Source organism: Paracoccus rhizosphaerae (genome assembly GCF_026162645.1).
GTDB lineage: Bacteria > Pseudomonadota > Alphaproteobacteria > Rhodobacterales > Rhodobacteraceae > Paracoccus > Paracoccus rhizosphaerae.
On the sequence record NZ_JAOTBE010000028.1, the window covers coordinates 17278 to 39412 of the forward strand.

The 22135-nt window shown below is 64.4% G+C and carries 25 protein-coding genes and 1 tRNA gene; 10 read left to right on the plus strand and 16 right to left on the minus strand.

The window, feature by feature from the left end; translation table 11 throughout:
- Nucleotides 1–286: 286 nt before the first annotated feature.
- Genes OC184_RS11245 through OC184_RS11275 form a run of 7 tightly spaced genes read right to left on the minus strand, consistent with a single transcriptional unit; the run spans nucleotide 287 to nucleotide 6388 of the window.
- Nucleotides 287–2830, minus strand: a complete 2544-nt coding sequence (locus OC184_RS11245) for a phage tail tape measure protein (protein WP_265507290.1) — start codon at nucleotides 2828–2830, stop codon at nucleotides 287–289.
- A 16-nt stretch (nucleotides 2831–2846) separates the two neighbouring features.
- The gene (locus tag OC184_RS11250) at nucleotides 2847–4463 is read right to left on the minus strand and encodes a terminase large subunit (protein ID WP_265507291.1); all 1617 of its coding nucleotides are present in this window, start codon (nucleotides 4461–4463) and stop codon (nucleotides 2847–2849) included.
- On the minus strand, nucleotides 4463–4855 hold the full coding sequence (locus OC184_RS11255) for a phage terminase small subunit P27 family (protein WP_265507292.1): 393 nt from the start codon (nucleotides 4853–4855) through the stop codon (nucleotides 4463–4465). Before OC184_RS11255 ends, OC184_RS11250 begins: the two co-directional genes overlap by 1 nt.
- On the minus strand, nucleotides 4852–5169 hold the full coding sequence (locus tag OC184_RS11260) for a head-tail adaptor protein (protein ID WP_265507293.1): 318 nt from the start codon (nucleotides 5167–5169) through the stop codon (nucleotides 4852–4854). The genes OC184_RS11255 and OC184_RS11260 overlap by 4 nt, the downstream gene beginning before the upstream one ends.
- A complete protein-coding gene (gene gp17 / locus OC184_RS11265) occupies nucleotides 5169–5588 on the minus strand; it encodes a tail completion protein gp17 (RefSeq protein ID WP_265507294.1) in 420 nt (139 codons plus the stop codon). Before gp17 ends, OC184_RS11260 begins: the two co-directional genes overlap by 1 nt.
- A complete protein-coding gene (locus OC184_RS11270) occupies nucleotides 5585–6040 on the minus strand; it encodes an HK97 gp10 family phage protein (RefSeq protein ID WP_265507295.1) in 456 nt (151 codons plus the stop codon). Before OC184_RS11270 ends, gp17 begins: the two co-directional genes overlap by 4 nt.
- Nucleotides 6041–6043: 3 nt before the next feature.
- Nucleotides 6044–6388 (minus strand): head-tail connector protein, encoded by a 345-nt coding sequence (locus OC184_RS11275; RefSeq protein WP_265507296.1) that lies wholly within the window; start codon nucleotides 6386–6388, stop codon nucleotides 6044–6046.
- Between the two features lie 219 nt (nucleotides 6389–6607).
- Between OC184_RS11275 and OC184_RS11280 the strand changes: the two genes are divergently transcribed.
- From OC184_RS11280 to OC184_RS11290, 3 genes are read left to right on the plus strand one after another with little or no spacing between them, the layout of a single operon-like run.
- Nucleotides 6608–7705 carry a hypothetical protein gene (locus tag OC184_RS11280; RefSeq protein ID WP_265507297.1) on the plus strand — a complete coding sequence of 366 codons (1098 nt, stop codon included), beginning with the start codon at nucleotides 6608–6610 and terminating at the stop codon, nucleotides 7703–7705.
- Nucleotides 7705–8100, plus strand: a complete 396-nt coding sequence (locus OC184_RS11285; RefSeq protein WP_265507298.1) for a hypothetical protein — start codon at nucleotides 7705–7707, stop codon at nucleotides 8098–8100. The genes OC184_RS11280 and OC184_RS11285 overlap by 1 nt, the downstream gene beginning before the upstream one ends.
- The gene (locus OC184_RS11290) at nucleotides 8097–8723 is read left to right on the plus strand and encodes a hypothetical protein (RefSeq protein ID WP_265507299.1); all 627 of its coding nucleotides are present in this window, start codon (nucleotides 8097–8099) and stop codon (nucleotides 8721–8723) included. The genes OC184_RS11285 and OC184_RS11290 overlap by 4 nt, the downstream gene beginning before the upstream one ends.
- Here OC184_RS11290 and OC184_RS11295 read toward each other — a convergent pair.
- The 7 genes from OC184_RS11295 to OC184_RS11325 form a co-directional block, all read right to left on the minus strand.
- Nucleotides 8720–8980: an HNH endonuclease gene (locus OC184_RS11295; RefSeq protein WP_265507300.1), complete on the minus strand. Its 261-nt coding sequence runs from the start codon at nucleotides 8978–8980 to the stop codon at nucleotides 8720–8722. The two genes, OC184_RS11290 and OC184_RS11295, sit on opposite strands and share 4 nt — an antisense overlap.
- A gap of 70 nt (nucleotides 8981–9050) precedes the next feature.
- Nucleotides 9051–9680: a hypothetical protein gene (locus OC184_RS11300; protein WP_265507301.1), complete on the minus strand. Its 630-nt coding sequence runs from the start codon at nucleotides 9678–9680 to the stop codon at nucleotides 9051–9053.
- 3 nt (nucleotides 9681–9683) lie between these two features.
- Nucleotides 9684–11219: a phage major capsid protein gene (locus tag OC184_RS11305; RefSeq protein ID WP_265507302.1), complete on the minus strand. Its 1536-nt coding sequence runs from the start codon at nucleotides 11217–11219 to the stop codon at nucleotides 9684–9686.
- The gene (locus tag OC184_RS11310) at nucleotides 11216–11530 is read right to left on the minus strand and encodes a gene transfer agent family protein (RefSeq protein WP_265507303.1); all 315 of its coding nucleotides are present in this window, start codon (nucleotides 11528–11530) and stop codon (nucleotides 11216–11218) included. Before OC184_RS11310 ends, OC184_RS11305 begins: the two co-directional genes overlap by 4 nt.
- On the minus strand, nucleotides 11527–12747 hold the full coding sequence (locus OC184_RS11315; protein WP_265507321.1) for a phage portal protein: 1221 nt from the start codon (nucleotides 12745–12747) through the stop codon (nucleotides 11527–11529). Before OC184_RS11315 ends, OC184_RS11310 begins: the two co-directional genes overlap by 4 nt.
- Before the next feature lie 84 nt (nucleotides 12748–12831).
- On the minus strand, nucleotides 12832–14517 hold the full coding sequence (locus tag OC184_RS11320) for an integrase (protein WP_265507304.1): 1686 nt from the start codon (nucleotides 14515–14517) through the stop codon (nucleotides 12832–12834).
- Nucleotides 14518–14608: 91 nt separating this feature from the next.
- Nucleotides 14609–14683: transfer RNA gene (locus OC184_RS11325), tRNA-Thr, on the minus strand.
- 138 nt (nucleotides 14684–14821) lie between these two features.
- On the opposite strand from OC184_RS11325, the gene OC184_RS11330 reads away from it, so the two are divergent.
- The 6 genes from OC184_RS11330 to OC184_RS11355 all read left to right on the plus strand — a co-directional run bounded on the left by OC184_RS11330 (nucleotide 14822) and on the right by OC184_RS11355 (nucleotide 19076).
- Entirely contained in the window at nucleotides 14822–14995 is a 174-nt protein-coding gene (locus OC184_RS11330; RefSeq protein WP_265507305.1) for a hypothetical protein, read from the plus strand.
- Nucleotides 14995–16272: a UDP-N-acetylglucosamine 1-carboxyvinyltransferase gene (gene murA / locus OC184_RS11335; RefSeq protein WP_265507306.1), complete on the plus strand. Its 1278-nt coding sequence runs from the start codon at nucleotides 14995–14997 to the stop codon at nucleotides 16270–16272. Before OC184_RS11330 ends, murA begins: the two co-directional genes overlap by 1 nt.
- A complete protein-coding gene (locus OC184_RS11340; protein WP_265507307.1) occupies nucleotides 16269–16745 on the plus strand; it encodes a DUF2948 family protein in 477 nt (158 codons plus the stop codon). The genes murA and OC184_RS11340 overlap by 4 nt, the downstream gene beginning before the upstream one ends.
- Before the next feature lie 68 nt (nucleotides 16746–16813).
- Nucleotides 16814–18127: a histidinol dehydrogenase gene (gene hisD / locus OC184_RS11345; protein WP_265507308.1), complete on the plus strand. Its 1314-nt coding sequence runs from the start codon at nucleotides 16814–16816 to the stop codon at nucleotides 18125–18127.
- Nucleotides 18124–18603 carry a UPF0262 family protein gene (locus OC184_RS11350; protein ID WP_265507309.1) on the plus strand — a complete coding sequence of 160 codons (480 nt, stop codon included), beginning with the start codon at nucleotides 18124–18126 and terminating at the stop codon, nucleotides 18601–18603. Before hisD ends, OC184_RS11350 begins: the two co-directional genes overlap by 4 nt.
- A 5-nt stretch (nucleotides 18604–18608) precedes the next feature.
- Nucleotides 18609–19076 carry an arsenate-mycothiol transferase ArsC gene (locus OC184_RS11355; RefSeq protein WP_265507310.1) on the plus strand — a complete coding sequence of 156 codons (468 nt, stop codon included), beginning with the start codon at nucleotides 18609–18611 and terminating at the stop codon, nucleotides 19074–19076.
- Here the strand turns inward: OC184_RS11355 and OC184_RS11360 are convergent.
- Nucleotides 19073–19312: a DUF1127 domain-containing protein gene (locus OC184_RS11360; protein WP_265507311.1), complete on the minus strand. Its 240-nt coding sequence runs from the start codon at nucleotides 19310–19312 to the stop codon at nucleotides 19073–19075. The genes OC184_RS11355 and OC184_RS11360 overlap by 4 nt on opposite strands.
- A 137-nt stretch (nucleotides 19313–19449) precedes the next feature.
- Here OC184_RS11360 and OC184_RS11365 point away from each other — a divergent pair, with 137 nt between their 5' ends.
- On the plus strand, nucleotides 19450–20313 hold the full coding sequence (locus OC184_RS11365; RefSeq protein ID WP_265507312.1) for a LysR family transcriptional regulator: 864 nt from the start codon (nucleotides 19450–19452) through the stop codon (nucleotides 20311–20313).
- Here OC184_RS11365 and edd read toward each other — a convergent pair.
- Entirely contained in the window at nucleotides 20310–22112 is a 1803-nt protein-coding gene (edd, locus tag OC184_RS11370; protein WP_265507313.1) for a phosphogluconate dehydratase, read from the minus strand. The two genes, OC184_RS11365 and edd, sit on opposite strands and share 4 nt — an antisense overlap.
- Between the last annotated feature and the right edge of the window lie 23 nt (nucleotides 22113–22135).

The following is a 22135-nucleotide window of genomic DNA, read 5'->3' on the forward strand; positions in this document are numbered from 1 at the left end:
TAAGCGTAACGAACAAAAACGTGACGCATCTCTGAGACCTCCCCCGGTCGTTCACAGGCCGCGCCCACTCACACCCTCGGCCGGCTACAACACGTTGCGTCGCACCTGCTTGGGCGAAGCCTGCTGTCATGCCGTTCCCGGCTGCACCAAACGCGGCCACGCCGCCGACCGGGCACGGGCATGGCTGCAGGAACTCGCAGGCGGGCCGTGAGGCGCCGGCTCGTATCCTCGGGTGCACCGGCACCGGCTGCGCTTCAGCGGGCTTCTAGGTGGCCTCCCAGAGCCTCTAGCGCCTCAGGCCGGAAAGCATGCCACCGCTGCGCATCTGCTGGACCATTTCACCCTGCACGAACGCGCGCATGTTCTGCTCGATCTGCCGGCTGATCTGCCCGGCCATTACGGGATTTGCTTCAATCGTGCCGTTCGCGCCCTGCACGTTCACCGTCGTGTTGATCGTGGCGCTGCCAATAGTGATGCCCTCGGCCGAACCGGCGGTCGCGCCGCTCTGGCTTACTGCTGCTGCCAGCGTCCCGGTGGCCGCGACCAGCCCTCCCTCGGCGTATCCGCGCTTCGCGCTCTGATGCAGGCGTTCGAGGTTGCCCGCGCCGAGCCGCGCAACGGTTTCCTTGCTGAAGACATACTCGCCGCGATGAACCACGCCGGCTGGTTCATACTTGCCGCCGTGGCCGGTGTAGCCGCCGGCCACAAAGCCCAGCTGGCCGCCAACGGCAGTTCCAACCCCGCCTAGCATGCCACCGCCGCCGAAGATGCCAGCCAGACCCTTCGTCAGTTGCGCCTGCGCGATCTGAAGCAGCAAGTTCGTCAGTGCCTCTTCGGCCGTCATGCTGCCGTTCGCCACGCTCATGAACATATCGGTCAGCGCATCGGCGCCCCGCTGGCCGCGTTCTTCGACCTGCCTGATCTGTGCAGCGGCCTGTTCGGCGCGGTTGCCGGCTTCGACATAGGCGCCGGCCAGCCGGTCGATCTCTGCCTGCAAGGCCGGGGTAACGGTCTTCCCCTCGCGCTGGGCGGCCATCAGCAATTCGGCGCGCGCGCGGGCGTAGTCGATGGCATCGCCATAGTCGCGGCCGGCAGCCGCAGCAGCGATCAGCGCGACAGCCTCGGCATCTAGCGCGGCCTGTTCCTCGCGCATCCGCGCGACAGCATCAGCATATTCATCGCGATCACGGCCGGCGCCGCCAGATGCACCGCCCTTGTCGGCATCGGCACCGCCCCCGGTCCGATCAGCCGCGCGTCGGACCTCTTCGCCTGCGATGGCGTCGGCCGCATAGCTGTTCACCTGCGCATCGGTCAGACGAACGCCTGCTTCCTCGGCGCGCTGGCGGACTTGCTCGGCTTCGCGCTGAAGGCGGATTTGTTCGCTGGTCGCAGCGTTGCGGCCGTTCTCGGCTTCGGTAAAGCCTTCCACGGCCTGCCGGTGCCGCTCAAGGCTCGCCATGCTGGCGGCTTCAGCCTCGTTGCGCGTCCGGGCGGCTGCCACGATGGCATCCCCGCCACCGGGCAGCGCGGCACGCAACTCGCCGGCCTTGCGCTTTAGCACGTCCAGCGCGCCGCCCAGACCGGCCAGCCGGTCGATCACGCGGGCGAAGCGCACATCGTCGATGGCGGCGATCTGCGACATGGCGTCTTGCGCCCGGTCGATCAGCGCGCCCATCTGGGTCTCGAAGTCCCGCGCCTCGATCTCGCCCCGATCCAGTTCGCCGGTCAGGCGCATCGTGCCCTGTGCTGCCTCGAAGAGAGCATCGGCGGCGTCCGTCTCGCCCATCCGGCGAAGTTCGTTGCCGAACTTCTCAAGGATCGGCGCAAGCTGGCTGGCCTCGGCGCCGAAGCGCTCGTATTCTACTAACAGCGCGCCGATCTGGGCCGCGTGATCGGCCACGGCCTGACCGTCGCCGGCCAAGGCGTCGGAGATACCTGGGCCGAGGATACTACCGGCCTGCGCGCCCGTCCGAAACAGGTCCGAGGCTTCCAGCGCTTCAACATCCTGCCGGATGTTCGCCACTTGCGCGGCGAAGTCGGCGGTGCCCAAGGCAACCCGCTTCCAGCCGTTTGCGAGGTTCTGGGTCAGGGCCGAATAGCGCCGGTCCAGTTCGGCGGCCTTGTCGATCTGCCCGGCGCTCATCACGCTGGCCTCGCCCATCATCCGGCGAATGCCGGCTTCGCCCATGCTCAGCAGTTCCACGAAGCGCTCGCCGCCGGTGCCGCCGAAGACCTCATCCGCGACCCTGATCTGCGCCGCCTTGTCGAGGCCCTGCATTCGGTCCACGATTTCCAGCATCAACTCGGATGGATCAGTCAGCCGCCGGGCCAGTTCCTCGGCAGACAGCCCGAGGCGGGTGAAGGACTCTTCGGCCGATCCCTTGCCGGTGACGATGAACTCATCGGCGCGCAGCGACAGTTCCTTGAAGCCATCGGTCAGCGCATCGACGCCGATCCGGTTCTGCTCGGCGACATAGCGCCAGCGCTGGAACGCCTCGACCTCGACGCCCGCGCGCTTCGCTTCATCGCCGAGTTCGGCGATGCCGCGCACGGTCTGGCGGATTTGCTGGGCGCCGGCGGCAAGGCCGGCGCCGCCAATCAGCGGCAGAGCCACGCCCTTCAGCATGGCGGGCAGCTTGGCGAAGCTGGCGCCAATGCCGTTGCTCATTCGGCCGTAGGTGTCGTTGATCCGCTCGGCGCTCTGCCGCGCCCGGCGTTCCATTTCGCCGGCGGCCCGGCGCTGGCGGTCGTTGGCCTGCTTCAGGCCGCGTTCCAGCTTGTTGATCCGGGCTTCGATGTCGATCACAAGGCCGGGCGTTACTGCGTTCATCGGGTCGTCTCACTCATTACAGGACAAAGAGGCCGGACACGTCCGGGTCGTCGTAGCGGGATTTCGTGTCATGGGCGGCCAATGCGCGCGACACGGCCATGCTGGCGGCCACGGCGCCGTCGATATGGCCGCGCTTGGGGTCGGCCTTCGTCATCCAGACCATGCCGGTATTGTTGACCTTCGCCGCGACGCTGGCGAAGTGCTGGCGCAAGACCGGGTGGCCGTCATGGCGGATCAGGCGCCCGTTGACGGCCCGGATCAACTCGCCATTGGCCGGACCCATCGTCGCCGGGCCTTGGCGCATTTCCAGCATGGGCACGCCGTCGCCCAGAAGCTCGATCGCCATGCGCCGGAACTGCCACGGGTCATAGGCGGCTTCCTGCACGTCATAGGTGCCGCAAATTTCGCGCACCTGATCGGCGACGGCCTCGGGCGTGATGACCGGACCTTCGAGCTCGATCACATGCCCGGCCTCGATCCACGCCCGATAGGGCAGGTCTTCCAGCCGTGCCCGTTCGTCCAAGCCCTCGGAAGGCACGAAGAACCACGGCTTGATCGTGATCTGCCCGTCATCATGGCGCCATGCGGCGACGATGGCGGCAAGATCGCCGCTCTGGGCGTAGTCGATCCCGAGATAGCAGGGCAGCGCTTCAGGGTCGGCTTCGTCATCTTCGAACTGCCGGGCGTCGTATTCGGCGAAGTTGAACAGGGGCGCAGTGCTGTTCCCGAGCCAGCGGCAGAGGTGATACTGCTGGAAGTCATACATCGCCGACAGATCGTTCTCGGCGCGCTTGGCGTCGATCCGCAGCTTGCCGATATCCTGAAAGCCATCTGCCAGACCGGGATTGCAGCGGTGCCAGACCGCCTCATTGGTCCAGTCGTCATCCTCGCCCATCTCGAACAGGATCGGCAGGAATGACGGGTCGATGATCTCGCCAAGCGCGACCTTCCGGGCGTAGGCATAGCGTTCGGCTGCCAGCCCCTCGCGCCCTCGGCCGGCCGTGGTTGCGGTGACAGTGAGGCCGCCGGGGCGCTTCGCCATGCCTGTCTGCAACGCCTGCCACAACTCTCGCCCGTTCGCCCGCCACGCGTGGATTTCATCGACCAGCACAAAGGTCGGCGTCGTGCCATGCTGCGCGCGGCCATCGGATGCGACCGCCTTCAACGTGCTGCCGTCCAAACCGGACCGGATCATCTTCGCGCTGTTGAAGGCATCGTAGATCTTCGTGGCGCGCGTCATGCTGGGCACGATCCGCACAATGTCGGCGGCCTCGCGAAAGCCGATACCGGCCTGTTCGCGATCAGCGGCTGCAAAGATGGCCTGTCCGTTGGGCACGCGCTCGGGGCCGATCAGATGCAGAAGCGCCATTGCGGCTGCGAGGCTCGTCTTTCTGTTGCCGCGCCCAATCAGCAGGAAGACGTCGCGCACGATCCTGTTGCCATCCGCATCGCGCGGGCCATAGATGGCGCGGATGATCCGTTCCTGCCACGGATAAAGCTGGAACTTGCGGCCCGGCAGGGTGCTAGACGGATGGCGAAGGGCGCGCAGGAAGCGCACCGCCCGGTCGCCGTGGCCGAGCGGGTCAGGGATCGGGCTGTTGTCGAAGACCCACGCCGGGAAGGTCAAGGCCATCAGCGCACCGCCAGCGGATCGTCGTCGTCATCCTCGGGCGCTGCTGTGCCGAGGCGGGCGCGGCTGACCGGATCAAGACCGAGGGTGGCGGCAAGCTGGCGTGCGGTCTGGGCAGCCCGGTTCTGAACGCCGAAGAGCTTCACGTCGATCAGCCCGCCCGAAAGCTGGCGCTCATGGGTGATCTGCCGGACAAGCCCGGTCATCTCGCAATAGGTCTCGACCTGAGCCAGATCAGCCTTGCAGATCACCCGGCGGCCGATCAGCGTCGGCATGATCCGGTGCCATTCGTCACGGGCATAGGTCGAGAACCACGCGGGCGGCTTTGGGGCGCGCGTCAGTGGTTCTTGATCCGCGCCGATCCGAGGCTTCACGCCGCGAAGATGCGCGCTCATGCGACAGCCTCGGCTCTGATCTCCAAGCCTCGCCGGCGGCCGATCTCTGACAGGCCGGTGATGTTCCAGAGCTTGCCCGCATAGGTGAGCCGGTCGGCGGTGCTGATCGTCTGCACCGGCCAGCGGATCAGGAAGACGGCGCGGGCCGTGTAGCCTTCAATCTGGCCGGTCAGGAACTCGGTCGTGGTGGCTTCTTTGACCTCGGCCCGTGCCGTGACCAGCGGCAGCCAGACCTCTTGGACATTGCCGCTGTCGCTAACCATTTCCAACATGCGCTCGATCCGGACGCGGTGCTGTAGCTTTCCTGCCCGCATCAGTCGCGCCACCGGATGACAGTGCGCAGGTTAATAGCGCCGTGCACAGCGTTGCCGATGCCCGTCGATTGATCAGACCAGACCATGTGCGGGCGTTCCCAGCTATCGAACGCGAAGCCGGCCGCAGCGGGGGCATCCAGCATGGCAACAAACGCGGCCGCGCCGATGTCCTGCGCGGCGTTCAGGTCGTTCTGGGTCGAAGCCCATACATGCAGCATCAGACTGACCTCGGCGACGATCTGGCCGCCCGAGGCGCGGCCGAGGATTTCCGAACGGGTCGGGGCGATCATGATCGCGGGCAGTTGCACGGGCCGGACAGTGCCAACGCGCACATGATGGGGCGCGACGTGCTGACTAACGACAGGATCGGCCAGAAGGCGCGCGCGGATCGCGGCTTGCAGGGCATCGACCGGGATCATTGCGCGGCCTCGCGGATCGCGCGGCGGATCGCTGTGTTGATCCGGCGCTGCACGCGCGCACGGTTCAGCCGCCACGCGGGCAGCAGGAAGGGCGTGGCCGGCATGGTGCCGGTGCTGCTGCCGTCCTCACGGCGCCGGGCCTCGGTGCCGAACTCGACCAGATGCCCATGCCGCGCGCCGGGATCGCCGGCCGTGACGAAACCCTGAAGCTCGGTCGCCGTCCTGCGCCCGCCGTCGCTGGCATAGGCGGGCGTTGTCTGGCCGGGGCCGGTCGCCTCGACGGACTCTGCCAAGCTGCCCGTGCGCCGGGTGGCCTCGGCTAGCACGGCGGCATCGGCTGCCACGTCCTTCACACTCTTCAGGATGGCCGGCTGCACCTTGGCGACGATCTCGCGAGGCAGAGCCGCCAGACGGCGAGCTAGTGCGTCAGAAGATTGCTTCGTGATACTCATTGCTCACCAGCCTTCAGACGCGAGAACTGCGTTACAGGGCGCAGCGGTCGGGCCGTCAGTAATCGCGCCGTGGCCGGTGATCCGTTCCTTCAGCGGCGACAGCAGGTCATGAACGCCATAGGGAAGCTGATAAGCGTTCGAGAACGTGACCGCTTCCCGGCTTTCGTATTGGGTCGCGATCAGCAGAAGCGCCGCCTGCGCCATCAGCGGCTGGGCCGGGTCGAAGGGCCGGGCGGTGTAGGCCGAGACCCAAGCAGCCGCGACATTGGCATAATGCGTCAGAAGATCGTCGTCGGCCTCATGGTCGATGACGAGGTGCGCCCGGATAAGGGCAATGGGCAGGGGCATACTCGATACTCACACAGTCAACCCAGACCATGTGGGTGCGGTATCAAGATACCTCAAGGCGCGGAAAAGTTATATTCCTGCTGTCTTGCGGGGCGGTCCATGCGCCGGTTTCTACAAACCTACGAAAGATCACTGGCGCCCCCGCCCGGCGAATTATCTTCAAAATCGTGTCGCCATCGGTCATGATGCCTCAACGAGTCGCCTAGGAAAGCTAATTTTATGAATAAAGCATTGCTGAAAACCATTCGGAATAGGATGCCGTGGGCCATTGCTTCACGAGCGTTTAGAGCTAATGGCATTCCCACCAGTCAAGGATGGGACCGCACTATCGGCCGCCTGAAGTCTCTAAAAGACGACAAGTTAGAGACCATTATAGAGAGCTTGCTGTTCGAGCATGCCCTGTTTGGTGAAAAATTTACAAAGTTCTACTCAGTCACCGACAAGCAGAAAAACAAGATCCGCGAATTTATTGAAGGAGTGGACATTCCGAATAACGTCTTCTCGGCGGCTTTTCCGAAAGAGGTTAATAAGGCTGCTTTTGAAAATGTGACTGAGCCACAAGTCCCAGTTGCCAAGTTTTCGAACGGCGACGGAATGTGTCTCGTTTATACATCAGAAATGAAGCTGACCTATCGCGAAAAATTGAGCGCGGGAGATTTCGGCGAGGCAGTGAGTGATATTCTCCGCGGCTATGACGAGATCATCGGATTGAAGTTTAGAAGCGTTCAGCTCTTCAATGTGATATGGATTTCACACTTCGATAACTTGCTAGAGGTTCGCGTTGACAACCCTCAGGGAATGCCGTCCGAGGCCTCGCATCAGCTACATTCCTTGCTGAAGGGAATGATTAACAACGCACTCGGAAAAAACAAGCTTGAATTTGCAAGAGACCTATTCCCTCTGATTGACTCGATATACAATTCCGAAGACGGTAAGGTTGTTGAGCTGGGATTTAGCACCTCTACTGGTTCGGTAAAGCTTGAGAAAATGCGACGCACAAAAACCTGCTTGCGTGAAGAATTGTATCATGTTGGAGGAAAGCGCGAACTTAAAACAAGAATCTCCCCCTATAAAATATCTGTTCAGTGGAGTTTCGGAGGCGACGATGAAGCATACCGACCCGAGCTAACTCTAGCGGGCACATCGAGGGGTTTGAACAGCATTGCGGCTAAGCAAAGTGCCCCCCAGGTCACAGGAGCGTCAATTGCAAACTGCATCGGCGCAGTAGACTATGAACATGTCCGTGAGCGTATTTCGGCGCATTTGACTAAGGTTTCGCCAGCAAGCTCAGAGATATCTCAAACAGCTGCAGAATAATGGAAAAAGATCCTCTCTTTAGCTATATTGAGACCAGATGGGCCAACGAGGTCTCGGGCCACCTTGCGAAAGTCATCGCCGAGCGCGTAATGTCCTTGCGTCCGCAAGAGGCGGACTGCTTATCATATCCCGATCTGCTTTCCATGGTTGGTCGCCGATACATTGACCGTGATTTTCAGGCGGCTCTTACTATTCTGACTGCCGGCAAGCACGCATTATTACGAGCTTACGGTGTTTATGTAGATGAAGATGGAAACGAATATCCTCTTCGCGGGGAGGATTTCACTGCGCTACTTTCTGAGAACGTCTTGGTGCATCCACAAACGGGAGAAGTTGTGGAAAACGCTGCGCAGCACGTTGCACCAGTGTTCGAAAAGGCGCAGGAGGATCGATGAGCATTCTAACCTTTACGGTCGATCAGCTTATAAAATCTGAGGCCGGAACTGCATTAGGTGAAGCTCTCCTTTTCCGGTCTGCGAGCAACCATAAAGAACGAGCGCGGGCGATCAGGAAGCTGGTAGATTATTGCTGTAACGAATTTGAGCGCAATAAACATCTAAAGAAGCAAAAGGAAACTTCGGAAGACCAGTTAACGGTGGAGATAGTTTCTCAGATGTCACTACTGGGCATTGATGCGGCTCATGACAAACAGCAGGGGGGGCACTGTGATATTCTCGTTTCCGGCAGGGAAGGTTTTATTTGGATAGCGGAAGCTAAGAAGCACAGTGATTACGCTTGGCTGGATAAAGGATTTAAACAGCTTTCAACGCGTTACTCTACCGGGGTGGATGGGCAGGACACAGGAGACATAATAATTTACTGCTGGGCAAAGTCATCGGCTGAAGTCTTGGAAAAGTGGCGATGCGAATTGCGGGACCGGCACAAAGACGTATGTGTCGATAAAGCTGTTTGTCAGACGTCGCTGACTTTCAACTCGGCGCATGAACATGTTGCCACGTCTCGGCAGTTCCAAACACGCCACAAGATTGTGTCGTTACACTTCGAGCCAGAGGCCTAGCATCGTTCTTCCATTCTCTGCTTGATGCTGTTATGGCAGTGGGCGCACAAGCTTTGTAGGTTCACCCAAGACAGCAGGAGCGCCTTGTCGCCCCGATGTCTGACCTTGTGGTCAACATGCTCTGCCGGGGCGCCACAGAAGGCGCAGAAGGGATGCTCGCGCAGGAACTCGGCGCGCAGCTTGCGCCATTCGCCGTTGTAACCGCGCGCCGAGGACGACGGGCGGTTCTGGTCGTGGCGTTTCTTGCGGGCGCGCATGGTCTGCACCTGACAGGCGCAAAGCTGATCGGCGGGCACGATCTGGCCGCAGGCGCAGAGGCGGGGCGGCCTAGCCATTCTGCTGCGCCTTCAGGCGCTCGAAGCCGGCGCGGTCGAAGGCCGGGTCGTAACCCAGTTCGTCAATCTCGCGCAGGTGCTCGGCGGTGTAGGCAGTCGAGGTGCTGGTGCCAGCCTTGCCGACTTCGTCGGACAAGCCGGGCGTCATCTTCACCAGCCGGTCAACATGGGCGGCGAAGGCGGCTTCGATCTCAGCCGGTGATGCTGCCCAAGTCTCTGATGGGGTCCAGCCAAGCCAGCCGGTCGCGTAGTCATAGAGGGTCTGGAAATACGCGCGCAGGGGCATCGCCTCTGCGGTCGTGGCGCGGCCCTGTGCGGCCTCGGCTGGCTCTGGCTGGTAGGATGCCAGAACCGCCAGACAAGCCGCCTGTGCGTCCGGTAGAATGGCGCAGAGGGGCTTGTCGGCGGTGGCGGCGAGGAAGCGATGGGCGTCCTGCCGATCCGTGGCCGCTGCGAGGATCACCGCACGGACCCTTGACCATGACAGGCGGCTGATCTGGTCCCAGACCTCGGCTATGCCGCCTGCCATGCTGTCGAGGGTGACGACAGCCCGCAGAGAGGCCCGCAGCGTGACGGCAGCGCCGTCATGCACCAGGACGATCTCGAACGCGGGCTGGGTCATGGCTTAGGCAGCCATCATCAGCTTGCGGAAGACATCGCTGCGGACCACGCCGGCGCCGACACGGCGGCGGGCGTGGAAGCGAGCGAGGCCGGTGACGCGCTGCGTCAGCAGGTCCGGCATCACGTCCAGCGCAACGCGGTCATAGATGCGGTAGCCCGCCTTGAAGTCGCCGAAGATGATTGGGGTCGCGCCACTGGCGATGTTCGGCATGTCCAGCGCTTCGACCACCGGGCGGCCGAGGATCGTCTCGGGCTGGCCGGCCTGATAGCTGGGCTGCCACAGGTAGTTGCCATGACCGTCCTTCAGCAGCCGGACAGCGGCGAGTGTGGTGCCGTTCATCACCCAGGCACCTCGGTTGCGGTAGGTCGCGGGCATCGCATACATCAGCCGGATCAGCGCATCGGCCGAGAGGTTCGTCGCGTGGCCGTTGTTCGTCTCGGCGATGCCGGCGGCGGTCATGAAGCCTTGCGGCTCGACCGGCTGCGCGCCGCCGTTGACGAAGGCAGCGGCTTCCTTCTGGCCGAAGTCTTCGGCCAGCGCGAGCCGGACTTCGGCTTCGACATTGGCGCTGTCTTCCAGCATCCGCAGCGAGATATCGACATAGGTCGCCAGCTCCTTCACCGCGATCTCGGACTGGCCGAAAGTCGGCTCGCTGCCGGTGCGGGCGGTAGTCTCGCCGACCCAGACGGCATTGGTGATGCCGGTGCGTTTGGGCAGCAGGATCGTATGGCTGCCGGTGCTGCGCACGTCAGCGATGGACCGGATTGGCGAGAACTCGACCAGATTGCGGATGAACTCGCCGCTGGTTTCCTCGGGTGCCAGCACATAGGCCGGGGCATCGGCGGCGACGGTCAGGGCTTTCTGGTCCACCTGACCGCCTTGCAGGAAGCTGACGAAAGCCTTCTTCTCCGTCTCGCCCTGCACAATGGCGGGGGCGCCGGTGCGGCCGCTCTTGGCTTCCAGCTTGTCGAGGCGGGCTTTCACCGCGTCGAGCGCCTTCTGGTCGATGACCGGCGCGTCATTGGCCGGGGTCTGGGCCGTGACGGCCGGGTCTTCGTTTTCCACTTGGATCTCCATGTTCGTGGACTGGGGGGCAGATTTAAGGGTGCGGACGGCCGCGCCCGGATTGCAGGGCGTCTTGACGACGCTGATCTCGCGCAGCGACAAGGCGGTGATCTGCCGGCCCTTGGTGTTGCGCTGCGCGGTCTTGGTGATGAAGCCGATAGACAGGCCGCCGATCTCGCCGGAGCGGATTAGGGCTGCCACCTCGCGGGCGCGGGGCACGTCATGGACCAGAAGCCGGCCTTTAACGGCCAGCCCCTCGGCGGTCTCGGTTATTTCCGACCAGACGCCGATGGTCTGCCCGCTGTCATGCTCGGCCAGCATCGGCAGGGATGCAGGACGGTCAAAGGCGCCGGGCATTATGCTGTCGCCGACCAGATCGACCGAGCCGAACGGCCACGCGAGGCCGCTGATCTCGCCGGTTTCGGCGACGGACAGCGCGGCCTTCGTCTCGATATGTTCCAAATGCTCGGTCATGCCGCCGCCTCGGTGCCGTTCCAGCGCGCGTCCAGCACGTCGAGGGCGAGCGGCAGCACTTCAGTGATGGGACGATGCCGGGCGTAGGTCTCAACCATCCGGGCCGCGTCCTCGGGGCTGGTGCCGCCGCCTATCAGGCCCAGCCGGATAACCTCGGTCAGATCGTTCAGGCGGAAGTCGCTGCGCGTCAGGCGCAGGAACAGGCTGCCGATCCCGGTGGCGGTCAGCCGTTCCAGTTCGGCGATCATCGGATCGGTCAGGGTGAAAGCGCGCTCGCCGTCGCCGAAGAACGCGCGGTGCGTGATGGTCATTCGTCATTGTCCTGTGCGGGTTCCGTCGGGGCTGGCTCGGTCTGAGGGGCGCCGGTCGAGGTAAAGGGATTTTGCAGATCGTCGCCGCCCGGCAGCGCGGGGCGGTTCATGCTGGCGCGGACTTCGTTGGCGGTCAGCACGCCCATGCTGCGATACTGACTGAAGGCCGTCGCGCGGGCGGCGTGATCGACAGACAGCATGTCGTCTGGGTTGCCTTCGACATAGAGGCTGGCGCGTTCCTCGGGCGTCAGCAGGCAGCGGGCATAGGCAGCCTGCCAGCGAGCGATCCACGGGCGCAGGGTGCCGGTCAGGAACTCGCGCTGCGCCTGTTCGTAGTTCGACCACGTTGCACGGCTCATCTCGAACAGGGACGCAGGCGGCACGCCGAACGCGCGGGCGATCTCGCGGACCTGCTCGCGCCGCACCTCCGAGAACTCGGCATCGGCGAGCTTCGTTGCCACCTCGGAGAAGGTCATGCCTTCGTCCAGAAGTGCGGTCGAGCCGGACCGCTCGCCGCCGTGGCTGGCAAACCAGCTTCCGGCGATCTTCTTGGCCGCTTCCGCGTCCAGCTTGCCGGGATGGTGGATAACGCCCGACGGGCGCCCGCCGTTCTTGTAGAAGCCGGACAGGTGCTGTTCGGCGGCCAGAGCAAGGCCGATGGCTTCGCGGGCGAGGGTGATCGGGCTGACGCCGTGCAGCGGCTGAATGTGCAGAACGTCATGGAACGGCAGAACCTGATCCCCGCCGTCCTTCAGACGGACGCGATAGGACGGCTCGCCGAGGTCGTCATGCTCGACCGAGACCGCGCCGGGGTCCATGCGCAGCAGGAAGACCGGCTTGCCTTCGGCATTGCGCGCCACCTGTGCAAAGCCGCTGCCGATCAGTAGGGCGTCGGCGGTCAGTTGTTCGCGAAAGGCTTCGGCGCTGGTCCAGTCGTTTGCATGGTCATGCACCAAGGCGAAGGCGGGATGATCCTTCGCGGCCTCGCGCGTCTCTTGAGCGTAGATCTTGAAGGGCAGGCAGGCGACGGACTCCGCAATGAGGCTGACAGCGCGCCGCACGGCCGGAACGTGCATGGCGCTGGCGGCGGTGACGGTCATTCCCGAGGCGACAGGCTGAACGCCGAACAGGGCCAGCGTCGCCGGATCGATCAGGGTGAGGGACTTGTGTTCGACAGGGGCGCCCCGCCCGAATGCTCGGGCGAGGCTGGAGAACATGGACAACGGCAACTCGCAACATAACGTGGTAACATGATACCATGTTGGTGCGCGGCGCTTCTAGTTCAAGGTCTCCTTAAGCGTTCACGACAGGTCATAATCAGGCAGAGCGTCTATAACCTTGGCCTTCGCGATCAGTGACACGTCGCCGTAGCCGTCACCGGCTGTTCTCCCTGCGTGACCTTGGATCGCATCGGCGATTCGGTCTGAAAGTCCAAGTTCACGTGCCTGCGTCTTGAAGCGGTGCCGCCAGCCGTGTGACGGCTGAACGCCGGCCGGGACCAGCTCTTGAGCTTGAAGCCATTGTGAGACTCGCCCTGCTGTCGCTCTAGCCCCGGCAAGAAATCGGGCGGGTGTCTGTGCCGCGTGGAACAGGGGGCCGTCCTTTGCACTGTCCACGAAGCTAACAAAGCCCAAGTCAATAACCTGCCCGTGCAGCGGCACGTCCCTATAGCCGCCGGCTTTGACGCTGCCGGCATCTGGCGTAATGCGGATCACCCACCGGTCGCCTTCCTTTCGCACGTCCTGCTTCCGTAGTTGTGCGACTTCGGCGATGCGTGCGCCAGTGAACGCGCACAGGATCGGCAGCCAGCGCTTAGCCGCTGTGATGTGCTCGCTTTCACGAACCGGGAAGTTGCTTGTCTTCACCGGCTCGAAGTTAACCGTGGCCCTTAGGACGGCGACAGCTTCGGGCGTGGTGTAGCCGCGCTCGCGCGTTCGTTGCACCTTGGCAACCGGCTGCCGCACCGTCTCGGCTTCATTTGTCGGCAGGCGGTCGTTCTCGTAAGCCCAGCGCAACAAGGCACGGATGCTGGCAAGATGCTTAACTGCGACGGTTTTCGTGGATTTGCCTTCAGCTAAAAGCGCGTCCCGCCAATCTAGCAGATTTCGCTTCGTGATACGCCGGGCGTCAGCATGCCCCAGAAAACCGATCAGGTGGATAATGGCCGTCTCCCACGCCACGGCGCCATCACGGTGTTTTCCGAGAGCCTGCCGGGAAGCAATGTAGTCCTTGAAGAGAGGCTTGATAGGCACGGGTTCAGCGATGTCGAACTGGGCCGCTGGGGGCTGCTTCACGATAGGGTCGGATGGCTGCCCGCCATAGTTCCCCTGATCCCGTTCTAGCGTGCGTTCCAGCGCTTCGATATCGGCCCTTAAGATCTGCCGCGCCAAAACCTTGCGCTCGGCCGAACCTCGCGGCGCTGAGAGGTTGCTGCGCTGAAGAAAGTCCTCAATTACATGCTCGACAAGATGGGTCCGGTCTGCGGCTAGGTCACGGCGTAGCGCATCGAGCTTGGCTTCACGCAGCGTCTGATCGACTGCCGCAGCGCCTTGCAGCCTGATTAGATCAAGCGACGCGTCCAGCACCGCCAAGGGTTCAGCCGGCACAGTGCCGGTTTTCAGATGATCCAGCACGCGCGCTTGCTCGGCGTCGACTTCCCTCTGCGACGGATAGCCGGCGCGCGCAGCATCGTCGGCCTCTAGCATGCTTTGGTAGTGCAGCCATACCGCGCGCCCAAAGTCTGCTGTCGTGATCGGGCTGCGCAGGTTGTCCAGCCGGGCGCCTGCCTCGGACTGACCGGCAGCATCAAGTCGACGCTGAAGGGCTGCTACGGCCGCAGGAAGCGCCTTCATCGCTGCGCGACGTTCACCACCGAGAGGCGTGACCAGTTCCGTCTTGCCTACGATCGGCCGAAGCCGTGCAGGGACCGCGAGGCGGGCATAAAAGCGCCCGTTCTTTACCTTCAGATTCTTGACCTGCCCAGCCACGCCTGATCCCCATTCTGGCACCAACTAGGGCACCAAAAGAGGCACTAACCCTAGCAATGCAAGGGTTTTCTTTCCATTCAATAGGATGAACTGGTGCTGTGAGAGAGGATTGAACTCTCGACCTCACCCTTACCAAGGGTGTGCTCTACCACTGAGCTACCACAGCGCCGGTGAGGGGCGTTTAGACAATGAGCGGGGGGTGCGCAAGGGGCATCGGCCGATTTTTGGCGAAAACGTCGCTTGTCGCGCCCGGCGCTCTGCGTTTGCTGGACTGCGGCGCGGGCGGGCGATAACAGATGACTTCATGACCGACCGCCGTGATCCCAAACACTCTGCCGACAGCCGCGAAGAGCGTCTTCGCCAGGCGCTGCGCGCGAATCTGGCGCGGCGGAAAGCGCAGGCCCGCGCGCGGGCGGCAGTCGAGAACAACGACAAGACCATCCCGGACGCGGATGGCGAGACAGGCAAGGACAGCTGATGGACCAGATCATCGTCGAAGGGAACGGCCCGCTGAAGGGAGAGATCCCCATTGCCGGCGCGAAGAACGCCTGCCTGACGCTCATGCCAGCGACGCTGCTGACGGACCAGCCGCTGACGCTGACCAATGCACCACGGCTGTCCGACATCCGCACGATGACCGCGCTGCTGCAATCGTTGGGGGCAGAGGTCGCGGGGCTTCAGGACGGGCAGGTCCTGGCGTTGTCCAGCCATGCGATGACCAACCACCGGGCGGATTACGAGATCGTGCGGAAGATGCGCGCGTCGATCCTGGTTCTGGGCCCGCTGCTGGCGCGGGACGGCGTGGCCGAGGTGTCGCTGCCCGGCGGCTGCGCGATCGGGGCGCGGCCCGTGGACCTGCACCTGCGGGGCTTAGAGGCCATGGGGGCAAGCCTTGATCTGCGGGACGGCTATGTCCATGCGAAGGCGCCGTCGGGCGGGCTGCGGGGGGCCGAGTTCGAATTCCCCGTGGTCTCGGTGGGGGCGACCGAGAATGCACTGATGGCGGCGACGCTGGCCCGCGGCACCACGGTCCTGAAAAACGTCGCGCGCGAGCCCGAGATCGTCGATCTGGCGCGCTGCCTGAGGGCGATGGGCGCGCAGATCGAGGGCGAGGGCACCAGCACCCTGACGATCGAGGGCGTGGCGGCCCTGCACGGCGCCACCCATGCTGTCGTCACCGACCGGATCGAGCTGGGCACCTATATGCTGGCCCCGGCCATGTGCGGCGGCGAGGTCGAGTTGCTGGGCGGCCGGATCGAGCTGCTTGCGGCATTCTGCGAGAAGCTGGACGAGGCCGGCGTCAGCGTCGAGGAGACGGCCCGCGGCCTGAAGGTGGCCCGCAAGAACGGCCTGGTCCGCGCGGTCAACGTCACGACCGAGCCGTTCCCGGGTTTCCCGACCGACCTGCAGGCGCAGTTCATGGCGCTGATGTGCATGGCCGAGGGCACCAGCGTGCTGGAGGAAACGATCTTCGAGAATCGCTTCATGCATGCACCGGAGCTGACGCGCATGGGTGCGCAGATCGAGGTTCACGGGGGGCATGCGACTGTGACCGGGGTCGAGAAACTGCGCGGTGCGCCCGTCATGGCGACGGACCTGCGCGCCTCGGTGAGCCTGATCCTGGCGGGGATGGCGGCCGAGGGCACGACGACCGTCAGCCGCGTCTATCACCTGGATCGGGGATACGAGCATGTCGTGCGCAAGCTGCGCGGCGTGGGGGCCCATATCGAACGCGTGAAGGAGGATCAGGGATGATCGAAGACGCCCGTTTTGCCGATGCCGACCCGCGCCCGCTGGCGCTGAAGGCCGAGGACGAGGTCGACCTGCGCATCTTGTCGTCCTTGGTTCAGGACGCGGTGCTGACGGGGGCAGACATCAGCCACGACGCCAAGGCGCGGCGGCTGGCCTTGCTGCTGACCCGCTTCCGGTGGGAAGACGCCGACGCCGCCAAAGCCGAGGGGCGGGAGTTTGAGCGGGTGCGATCGATTTTGGTGATCGGCGACGTCATGCGGGTCGTCAGCGACGGCATCGTCCGTGACGCCGATACCGTACTGGAACTGCTGGCGATCGGCTGGCAGTCCGGAGAGGACGGGACCGGGCGCCTGTCGCTGGACTTCGCCGGCGACGGAACAATCCGGGCAGAAGTCGAATGCATCAACCTGGATCTGCGTGACGTGACGCGGCCGCATCGCGCCGTCTCGGGCAAGGCGCCGCGGCATCCGGACTAGAGTCATTGGGTATTGGACAAAGAAGAAGCCGTTCCGCCGTCAGGTGGAACCGGGTCAGGGGAGGCGAGATGCCGGTCTTTCTGAACAGCAGTGACAGTGACTTCGAGGCCGGTTTCCTGCGGATGCTGTTGGCCAAGCGCGAGGACTCGTCAGACGTCAACGACGCCGTTTCGGCGATCATTGCAGATGTCCGGGCACGTGGAGACCAGGCTGTCTGCGAGCTGACGGCGCGCTTCGACCGGCTGGACCTGACGCCGGAAGGACTGCGCTTTTCGGCTGACGAGGTGGCGGCCGAAGTGGCAAAGGTTGGTGACGAGGATCGGGCGGCGCTGGCCTTGGCGGCCGAGCGCATCCGCGCCTATCACACCCGCCAGATGCCCGAGGATGCCAGCTGGACCGACCCCGAGGGCGCTATGCTTGGCTGGCGGTGGAGCGCGGTCTCGGCGGCGGGGCTTTATGTACCGGGCGGGCAGGCGGCCTATCCTTCCAGCGTCCTGATGAACGCGATTCCCGCACGCGTGGCAGGGGTGGACCGGCTGGTGATCTGCGTGCCGACGCCGGGCGGGGTGGTGAACCCGCTGGTCCTGCTCGCGGCGCAACTGTCCGGCGTGGACGAGATCTATCGGATCGGCGGCGCGCAGGCGGTGGCCGCGATGGCCTATGGCACCCAGACGATCGCGCCCGTGGACAAGATCACCGGCCCTGGCAACGCCTATGTCGCGGCGGCCAAGCGGCAGGTATTCGGCCGGGTGGGCATCGACATGATTGCCGGCCCGTCAGAGGTTTTGGTGATTGCCGACGGCCAGCAGAACCCCGAGTGGCTGGCCTGGGACCTGCTGGCGCAGGCCGAGCATGATGCCGATGCGCAGTCGATCCTGATCACCACCGACCCCGCCATGGCCCGCGCTGTGGCGGCAGAGGTCGAGCGGATCATCCCGACGCTGGACCGTGCGGCCATCGCGGGTGCCAGCTGGCGCGACTATGGCACGGTGATCGTGGTGCGCGACCTTGCCGAGGCGGCGGCCCTGTCGAACAGGATCGCGCCCGAGCACCTGGAGCTGTGCGTTGCCGATCCGGACGCGCTGGCGGCACAATGCGTCCATGCCGGCGCGATCTTTCTGGGCGCCCATACGCCCGAGGCGGTGGGTGATTACGTCAGCGGTCCGAACCACGTTCTGCCGACGGCGCGGTCGGCGCGGTTTTCGTCCGGGCTATCGGTTCTTGATTTCCTCAAGCGCACGACGATGGCGCGGCTGACGCCAGGCGCTCTGGCGGCGATCGGGCCGGCGGCGGTGCGGCTTGCGGCATCCGAGGGCTTGCAGGCCCACGGCTCTTCGGTTCAGGCTCGGCTGGGGATCCTGAACGAGAGGCCCGTGGAATGAGCCGCATCATCCGTGTCGAGATCGACGACAGCGCCATCGCGCCCGCCACGCCCGAGATGGAGCAGGAGCGGCGCGTCGCCATCTTCGACCTGATCGAGGACAACAGCTTCCAGATCCCGGGGCGCGAGGGCGAGCCTGTCCCCGACGGGCCCTATGTGCTGGAGTTGTGCATCCGTGAGGGACGGCTGGTTTTCGACGTGACCACCGAGGCCGCCGACAAGGTGGCCGAGTTCCACCTGTCGTTGGGTCCGTTTCGGCAGGTCGTGAAGGACTACTTCCAGATCTGCCAGAGCTATTTTAACGCGGTCAAGCGCCTGCCGCCCGCACAGATCGAGGCGATCGACATGGCCCGCCGTGGCATCCACAACGAAGGCGCCCGCACCCTGCAGGAGCGGTTGGAGGGCAAGGCGGCTCTGGATATCGACACGGCGCGGCGATTGTTCACCCTGATCTGCGCGCTGATTCCGCAGGTGTGACGCGGATGACGCAGGACAGGTTTCCATCCTCGGTGCTGTTCTGCTGCGATCACAATGCCATCCGCTCGCCCATGGCCGAGGGGATGATGAAGAAGTTCTATGGTCGCGCCGCCTACGTGCAGTCGGCGGGCGTCAGGAACGACATGGAGGTAGACGGCTTCGCCATCGCCGTCTGCGACGAGATCGGCGTTTCCCTGGGCAACCATCGAAGCCGCAGCTTCGAGGAGATGCAGGACTGGGGCGACGATCTGGGCCAGTTCGACCTGATCATCGCCCTGTCGCCTGCCAGCCAGCGCATGGCGCTGGAGATGACGCGGCATGCGCACCTGGACATTGAGTATTGGCCCATCATGGACCCGACAGGTCTGGCCGAGGGGCGCGACGCGCGGCTGGCTGCCTATCGGCAGACGCGCGACCAGATCCGGGACCGGATGCAGGACCGGTTCGGGCCGCCGCGAGAGGTCCAGGACTAGCAGCGGGCGCGCTCGGCCTGACGCCAGTGGCGCGGCACGTCCCACATGGGGCGGGCGATCTCGGCCTCGACCTCGTCACGGGTCAGACCGATATCGCGCAGCTGTCTGTCAGACAGGCGCGACAGGTCGATCCGGGTGCGGCGGACGTCGAACATCGTCAACAAGCGCTCAGCCCAGGCAGGGCGGGGCAGGATGCCGTGACCGGTCACGACGCGGAGCAGGACGGCTTTGGACATCATTCGAATCCTCTGATGAATTTCATCAACCAAGAAGATGCGTTGCAGGTATAGCATCTTCTGCATTGATAATTAGACCGGTTTGGTCTATCTTTGAAACGAATGTTTCTGATGCTTTCCATCAATGGTGGTGACGAATGCGCAATTTGGATATCGGTACGCTCAGGTCACTTCAGGCGGTGGCGGAATATGGAGCCGTCACCCGCGCGGCCGAGGCGTTGAACATGACGCAAAGTGCCCTTTCGATGCAGATGAAGCGGTTGGAGGATCTGTTCGGCCGTCCGATGCTGCAGAAGGCGGGTCGTGGCGTGGTTCTCAGTGATTTCGCTCAGGATTTGCTGGGCGAAAGCCGCAAGCTGGTGGCGCTGAATGACGCGATCTTGTCGCGTTTCACGGGCGCGCGGCCCGAAACGCGGCTGCGGGTCGGGCTGACGAGTGACTGGCTGTTCACCAAGGTGGCGCAGGCTGTGCGCGCCTTCCGTCTGGACCATCCGGCGGTCGAGCTGGTCATGAACGACGCGCGCAGCAAGGATCTGCGTGCGCAGATGGCGCGCGGCGAGCATGACGTGATCCTGACCACGGAATTCGACGCCCCGCCGGCGGCGATGCATCTGGCCAAGGTCGACCTGGCCTGGTTCGGGGCCACGGGCGGGCGGGCATGGCAACAGCGGCCGCTGCCGATCGCGAATTCGCCGCATTGCGCCTATTACCCGGTCGGAATGGCGGCGCTGGAGATGGCCGGCATCGAGTGGCTGCAGGTCGTCAGCGACGGGGGCAGCGACACCTGGCGGGTTCTGGCGGCGGCCGATCTGGGCGTGACGCTGCTGCCGCGCGGCATCCAGCAGCCGGGGCTGGAGGTCATCGACCACCGTGGCGCCCTGCCGCCGCTGCCACCCACCTGGCTGAACATCTATGTCGCCGACGGACCCGCACGGAAGGTGGCATCCGATTTTGCGGGCTATCTGCGCCGGGTCGTCTGCGAGGTGGCGGCGGCGGCCTAGACCACCACGCCGGCCCCTTCGGTCGCGGGACCTGCCACGGCGCGGAAGGCGGCGAACAGTTCCCGGCCCAAGCCCACGCTGCTGTCGGCGCCGTCGAAGGTGGCGGGGGCGCGGTCCTCGAAGTCGGGGGCGAGGCATTCCAGCGTGCCAGCCGCTGCATCCAGACGGACAAGGTCGCCGTCGCGGAGCCGCGCCAGCGGTCCGCCCATCGCCGCCTCGGGCGAGACGTGGATGGCGGCAGGCACCTTGCCCGATGCGCCCGACATCCGCCCATCGGTGACCAGCGCGACCTTGAGGCCCCGGTCCTGCAGTACGGCCAGGGTGGGCGTCAGCGAATGCAGTTCCGGCATGCCGTTCGCGCGCGGTCCCTGGAAACGGACAACGACAACGGTGTCTTCACTGAACTCTCCGTTGCGGAAGGCGGTCTTCACCGATTCCTGGTCTTGGAAGACGCGAGCCTTGGCCTCGATCAGGTGACGTTCGGGTGCGACGGCGCTGATCTTGATCACGCCACGGCCCAGGTTCCCCTGCAGCTGCTTCAGCCCGCCTGTCTTTGCGAAAGCATCACTGGCGGGGCGCAGGATCTTGTCGTTGAGGCTGGTGCGCGGCCCGGCTTCCCACCGGATGCGGTCGCCGTCCAGCTTGGGTTCGCGGGCGTAGCCGTCCAACCCGGTGCCGTTGATGGTCTTCACGTCCGGGTGCAGCAGCCCCGCCTCCAACAACTGGTCGATCATGTAGCCGAGGCCGCCGGCGGCGTGGAAGTGGTTCACGTCCGCCAGTCCGTTCGGATAGACCCGGGCCATCAGCGGCACGTTCTCGGACAGGTCGTGGAAATCCTCGATGTCCAGAAGGACGCCTGCCGCGCGGGCCATGGCTGGCAGGTGCAGGACAAGGTTCGTCGAACCGCCGGTCGCCATCAACCCGACGATGCCGTTGACGAAGGCGCGTTCGTCCAGGACCTCTCCGGCCGGCAGGTATTCGTTGCCCAGGTTCGTGATCGCCGCCGCCCGCTGCACGGCGGCCACCGTCAGCGCATCGCGCAGCGGTGTGTTCGGGTTCACGAAGCTGGACCCCGGCAGGTGCAGGCCCATGAACTCCATCAGCATCTGGTTGGTGTTGGCGGTGCCATAGAAGGTGCAGGTGCCGGGGCCGTGATAGCTGGCCATCTCGGCAGCCATCAGGGCGTCGCGGTCGACCTCTCCGGTGGCGAACTGCTGGCGCACCTTCGACTTTTCGTCGTTCGGCAGGCCTGAGGGCATCGGACCGGCGGGCACGAAGACCGCAGGGATGTGCCCGAACGTCGCCGCCGCAATGACCAAACCCGGCACGATCTTGTCGCAAACGCCCAGATACATCGCCGAATCGAAGCAATCGTGTGACAGGCCGACGCCCGCTGCCAGCGCGATCACGTCGCGCGAGAACAGCGACAGCTCCATCCCGGCGCGGCCTTGGGTGACGCCGTCGCACATGGCCGGAACGCCGCCAGCGACCTGCACCGTCGCCCCCGCTGCCCGTCCCGCGGCGCGGATCACGTCGGGGAACCGCTCGTATGGCTGATGGGCCGACAGGATGTCGTTATAGGCCGTGATGATTCCGATGTTCGGCTTGCGCGTGGTCGCCATGTCCTGCTTGTCGTCCATCGCGGCATAGGCATGGGCCTGGTTGCCGCAGGACAGATGCGCACGGGCCGGGCCTTCCTGCGCCGCGCGCGCGATCTTGCCCAGATAGGCGGCACGGCTGTCGGCAGAGCGTTCGCGGATCCGGTCGGTGACGCGGTCGATCGTGGCGTGAAGGGTCATGGCGGCCTCCTCTGGCTTTGTCA

What these genes read in the sequence shown, in the direction of transcription:
- OC184_RS11340 (WP_265507307.1), top strand. Translation starts at nt 16,269, where the DNA reads ATGATCGAAGACGCCCGTTTTGCCGATGCCGACCCGCGCCCGCTGGCG.
- OC184_RS11365 (WP_265507312.1), top strand. Translation starts at nt 19,450, where the DNA reads ATGCGCAATTTGGATATCGGTACGCTCAGGTCACTTCAGGCGGTGGCG.
- OC184_RS11310 (WP_265507303.1), bottom strand. Translation starts at nt 11,530, where the DNA reads ATGACCATCACGCACCGCGCGTTCTTCGGCGACGGCGAGCGCGCTTTC.
- OC184_RS11295 (WP_265507300.1), bottom strand. Translation starts at nt 8,980, where the DNA reads ATGCGCGCCCGCAAGAAACGCCACGACCAGAACCGCCCGTCGTCCTCG.
- OC184_RS11285 (WP_265507298.1), top strand. Translation starts at nt 7,705, where the DNA reads ATGGAAAAAGATCCTCTCTTTAGCTATATTGAGACCAGATGGGCCAAC.
- OC184_RS11305 (WP_265507302.1), bottom strand. Translation starts at nt 11,219, where the DNA reads ATGACCGAGCATTTGGAACATATCGAGACGAAGGCCGCGCTGTCCGTC.
- edd (WP_265507313.1), bottom strand. Translation starts at nt 22,112, where the DNA reads ATGACCCTTCACGCCACGATCGACCGCGTCACCGACCGGATCCGCGAA.
- OC184_RS11275 (WP_265507296.1), bottom strand. Translation starts at nt 6,388, where the DNA reads ATGCCCCTGCCCATTGCCCTTATCCGGGCGCACCTCGTCATCGACCAT.
- OC184_RS11355 (WP_265507310.1), top strand. Translation starts at nt 18,609, where the DNA reads ATGACGCAGGACAGGTTTCCATCCTCGGTGCTGTTCTGCTGCGATCAC.
- OC184_RS11280 (WP_265507297.1), top strand. Translation starts at nt 6,608, where the DNA reads ATGAATAAAGCATTGCTGAAAACCATTCGGAATAGGATGCCGTGGGCC.
- OC184_RS11360 (WP_265507311.1), bottom strand. Translation starts at nt 19,312, where the DNA reads ATGTCCAAAGCCGTCCTGCTCCGCGTCGTGACCGGTCACGGCATCCTG.
- OC184_RS11300 (WP_265507301.1), bottom strand. Translation starts at nt 9,680, where the DNA reads ATGACCCAGCCCGCGTTCGAGATCGTCCTGGTGCATGACGGCGCTGCC.
- OC184_RS11330 (WP_265507305.1), top strand. Translation starts at nt 14,822, where the DNA reads ATGACCGACCGCCGTGATCCCAAACACTCTGCCGACAGCCGCGAAGAG.
- OC184_RS11260 (WP_265507293.1), bottom strand. Translation starts at nt 5,169, where the DNA reads ATGCGGGCAGGAAAGCTACAGCACCGCGTCCGGATCGAGCGCATGTTG.
- OC184_RS11350 (WP_265507309.1), top strand. Translation starts at nt 18,124, where the DNA reads ATGAGCCGCATCATCCGTGTCGAGATCGACGACAGCGCCATCGCGCCC.
- OC184_RS11245 (WP_265507290.1), bottom strand. Translation starts at nt 2,830, where the DNA reads ATGAACGCAGTAACGCCCGGCCTTGTGATCGACATCGAAGCCCGGATC.
- OC184_RS11250 (WP_265507291.1), bottom strand. Translation starts at nt 4,463, where the DNA reads ATGGCCTTGACCTTCCCGGCGTGGGTCTTCGACAACAGCCCGATCCCT.
- OC184_RS11315 (WP_265507321.1), bottom strand. Translation starts at nt 12,747, where the DNA reads ATGTTCTCCAGCCTCGCCCGAGCATTCGGGCGGGGCGCCCCTGTCGAA.
- murA (WP_265507306.1), top strand. Translation starts at nt 14,995, where the DNA reads ATGGACCAGATCATCGTCGAAGGGAACGGCCCGCTGAAGGGAGAGATC.
- OC184_RS11270 (WP_265507295.1), bottom strand. Translation starts at nt 6,040, where the DNA reads ATGAGTATCACGAAGCAATCTTCTGACGCACTAGCTCGCCGTCTGGCG.
- OC184_RS11255 (WP_265507292.1), bottom strand. Translation starts at nt 4,855, where the DNA reads ATGAGCGCGCATCTTCGCGGCGTGAAGCCTCGGATCGGCGCGGATCAA.
- hisD (WP_265507308.1), top strand. Translation starts at nt 16,814, where the DNA reads ATGCCGGTCTTTCTGAACAGCAGTGACAGTGACTTCGAGGCCGGTTTC.
- gp17 (WP_265507294.1), bottom strand. Translation starts at nt 5,588, where the DNA reads ATGATCCCGGTCGATGCCCTGCAAGCCGCGATCCGCGCGCGCCTTCTG.
- OC184_RS11290 (WP_265507299.1), top strand. Translation starts at nt 8,097, where the DNA reads ATGAGCATTCTAACCTTTACGGTCGATCAGCTTATAAAATCTGAGGCC.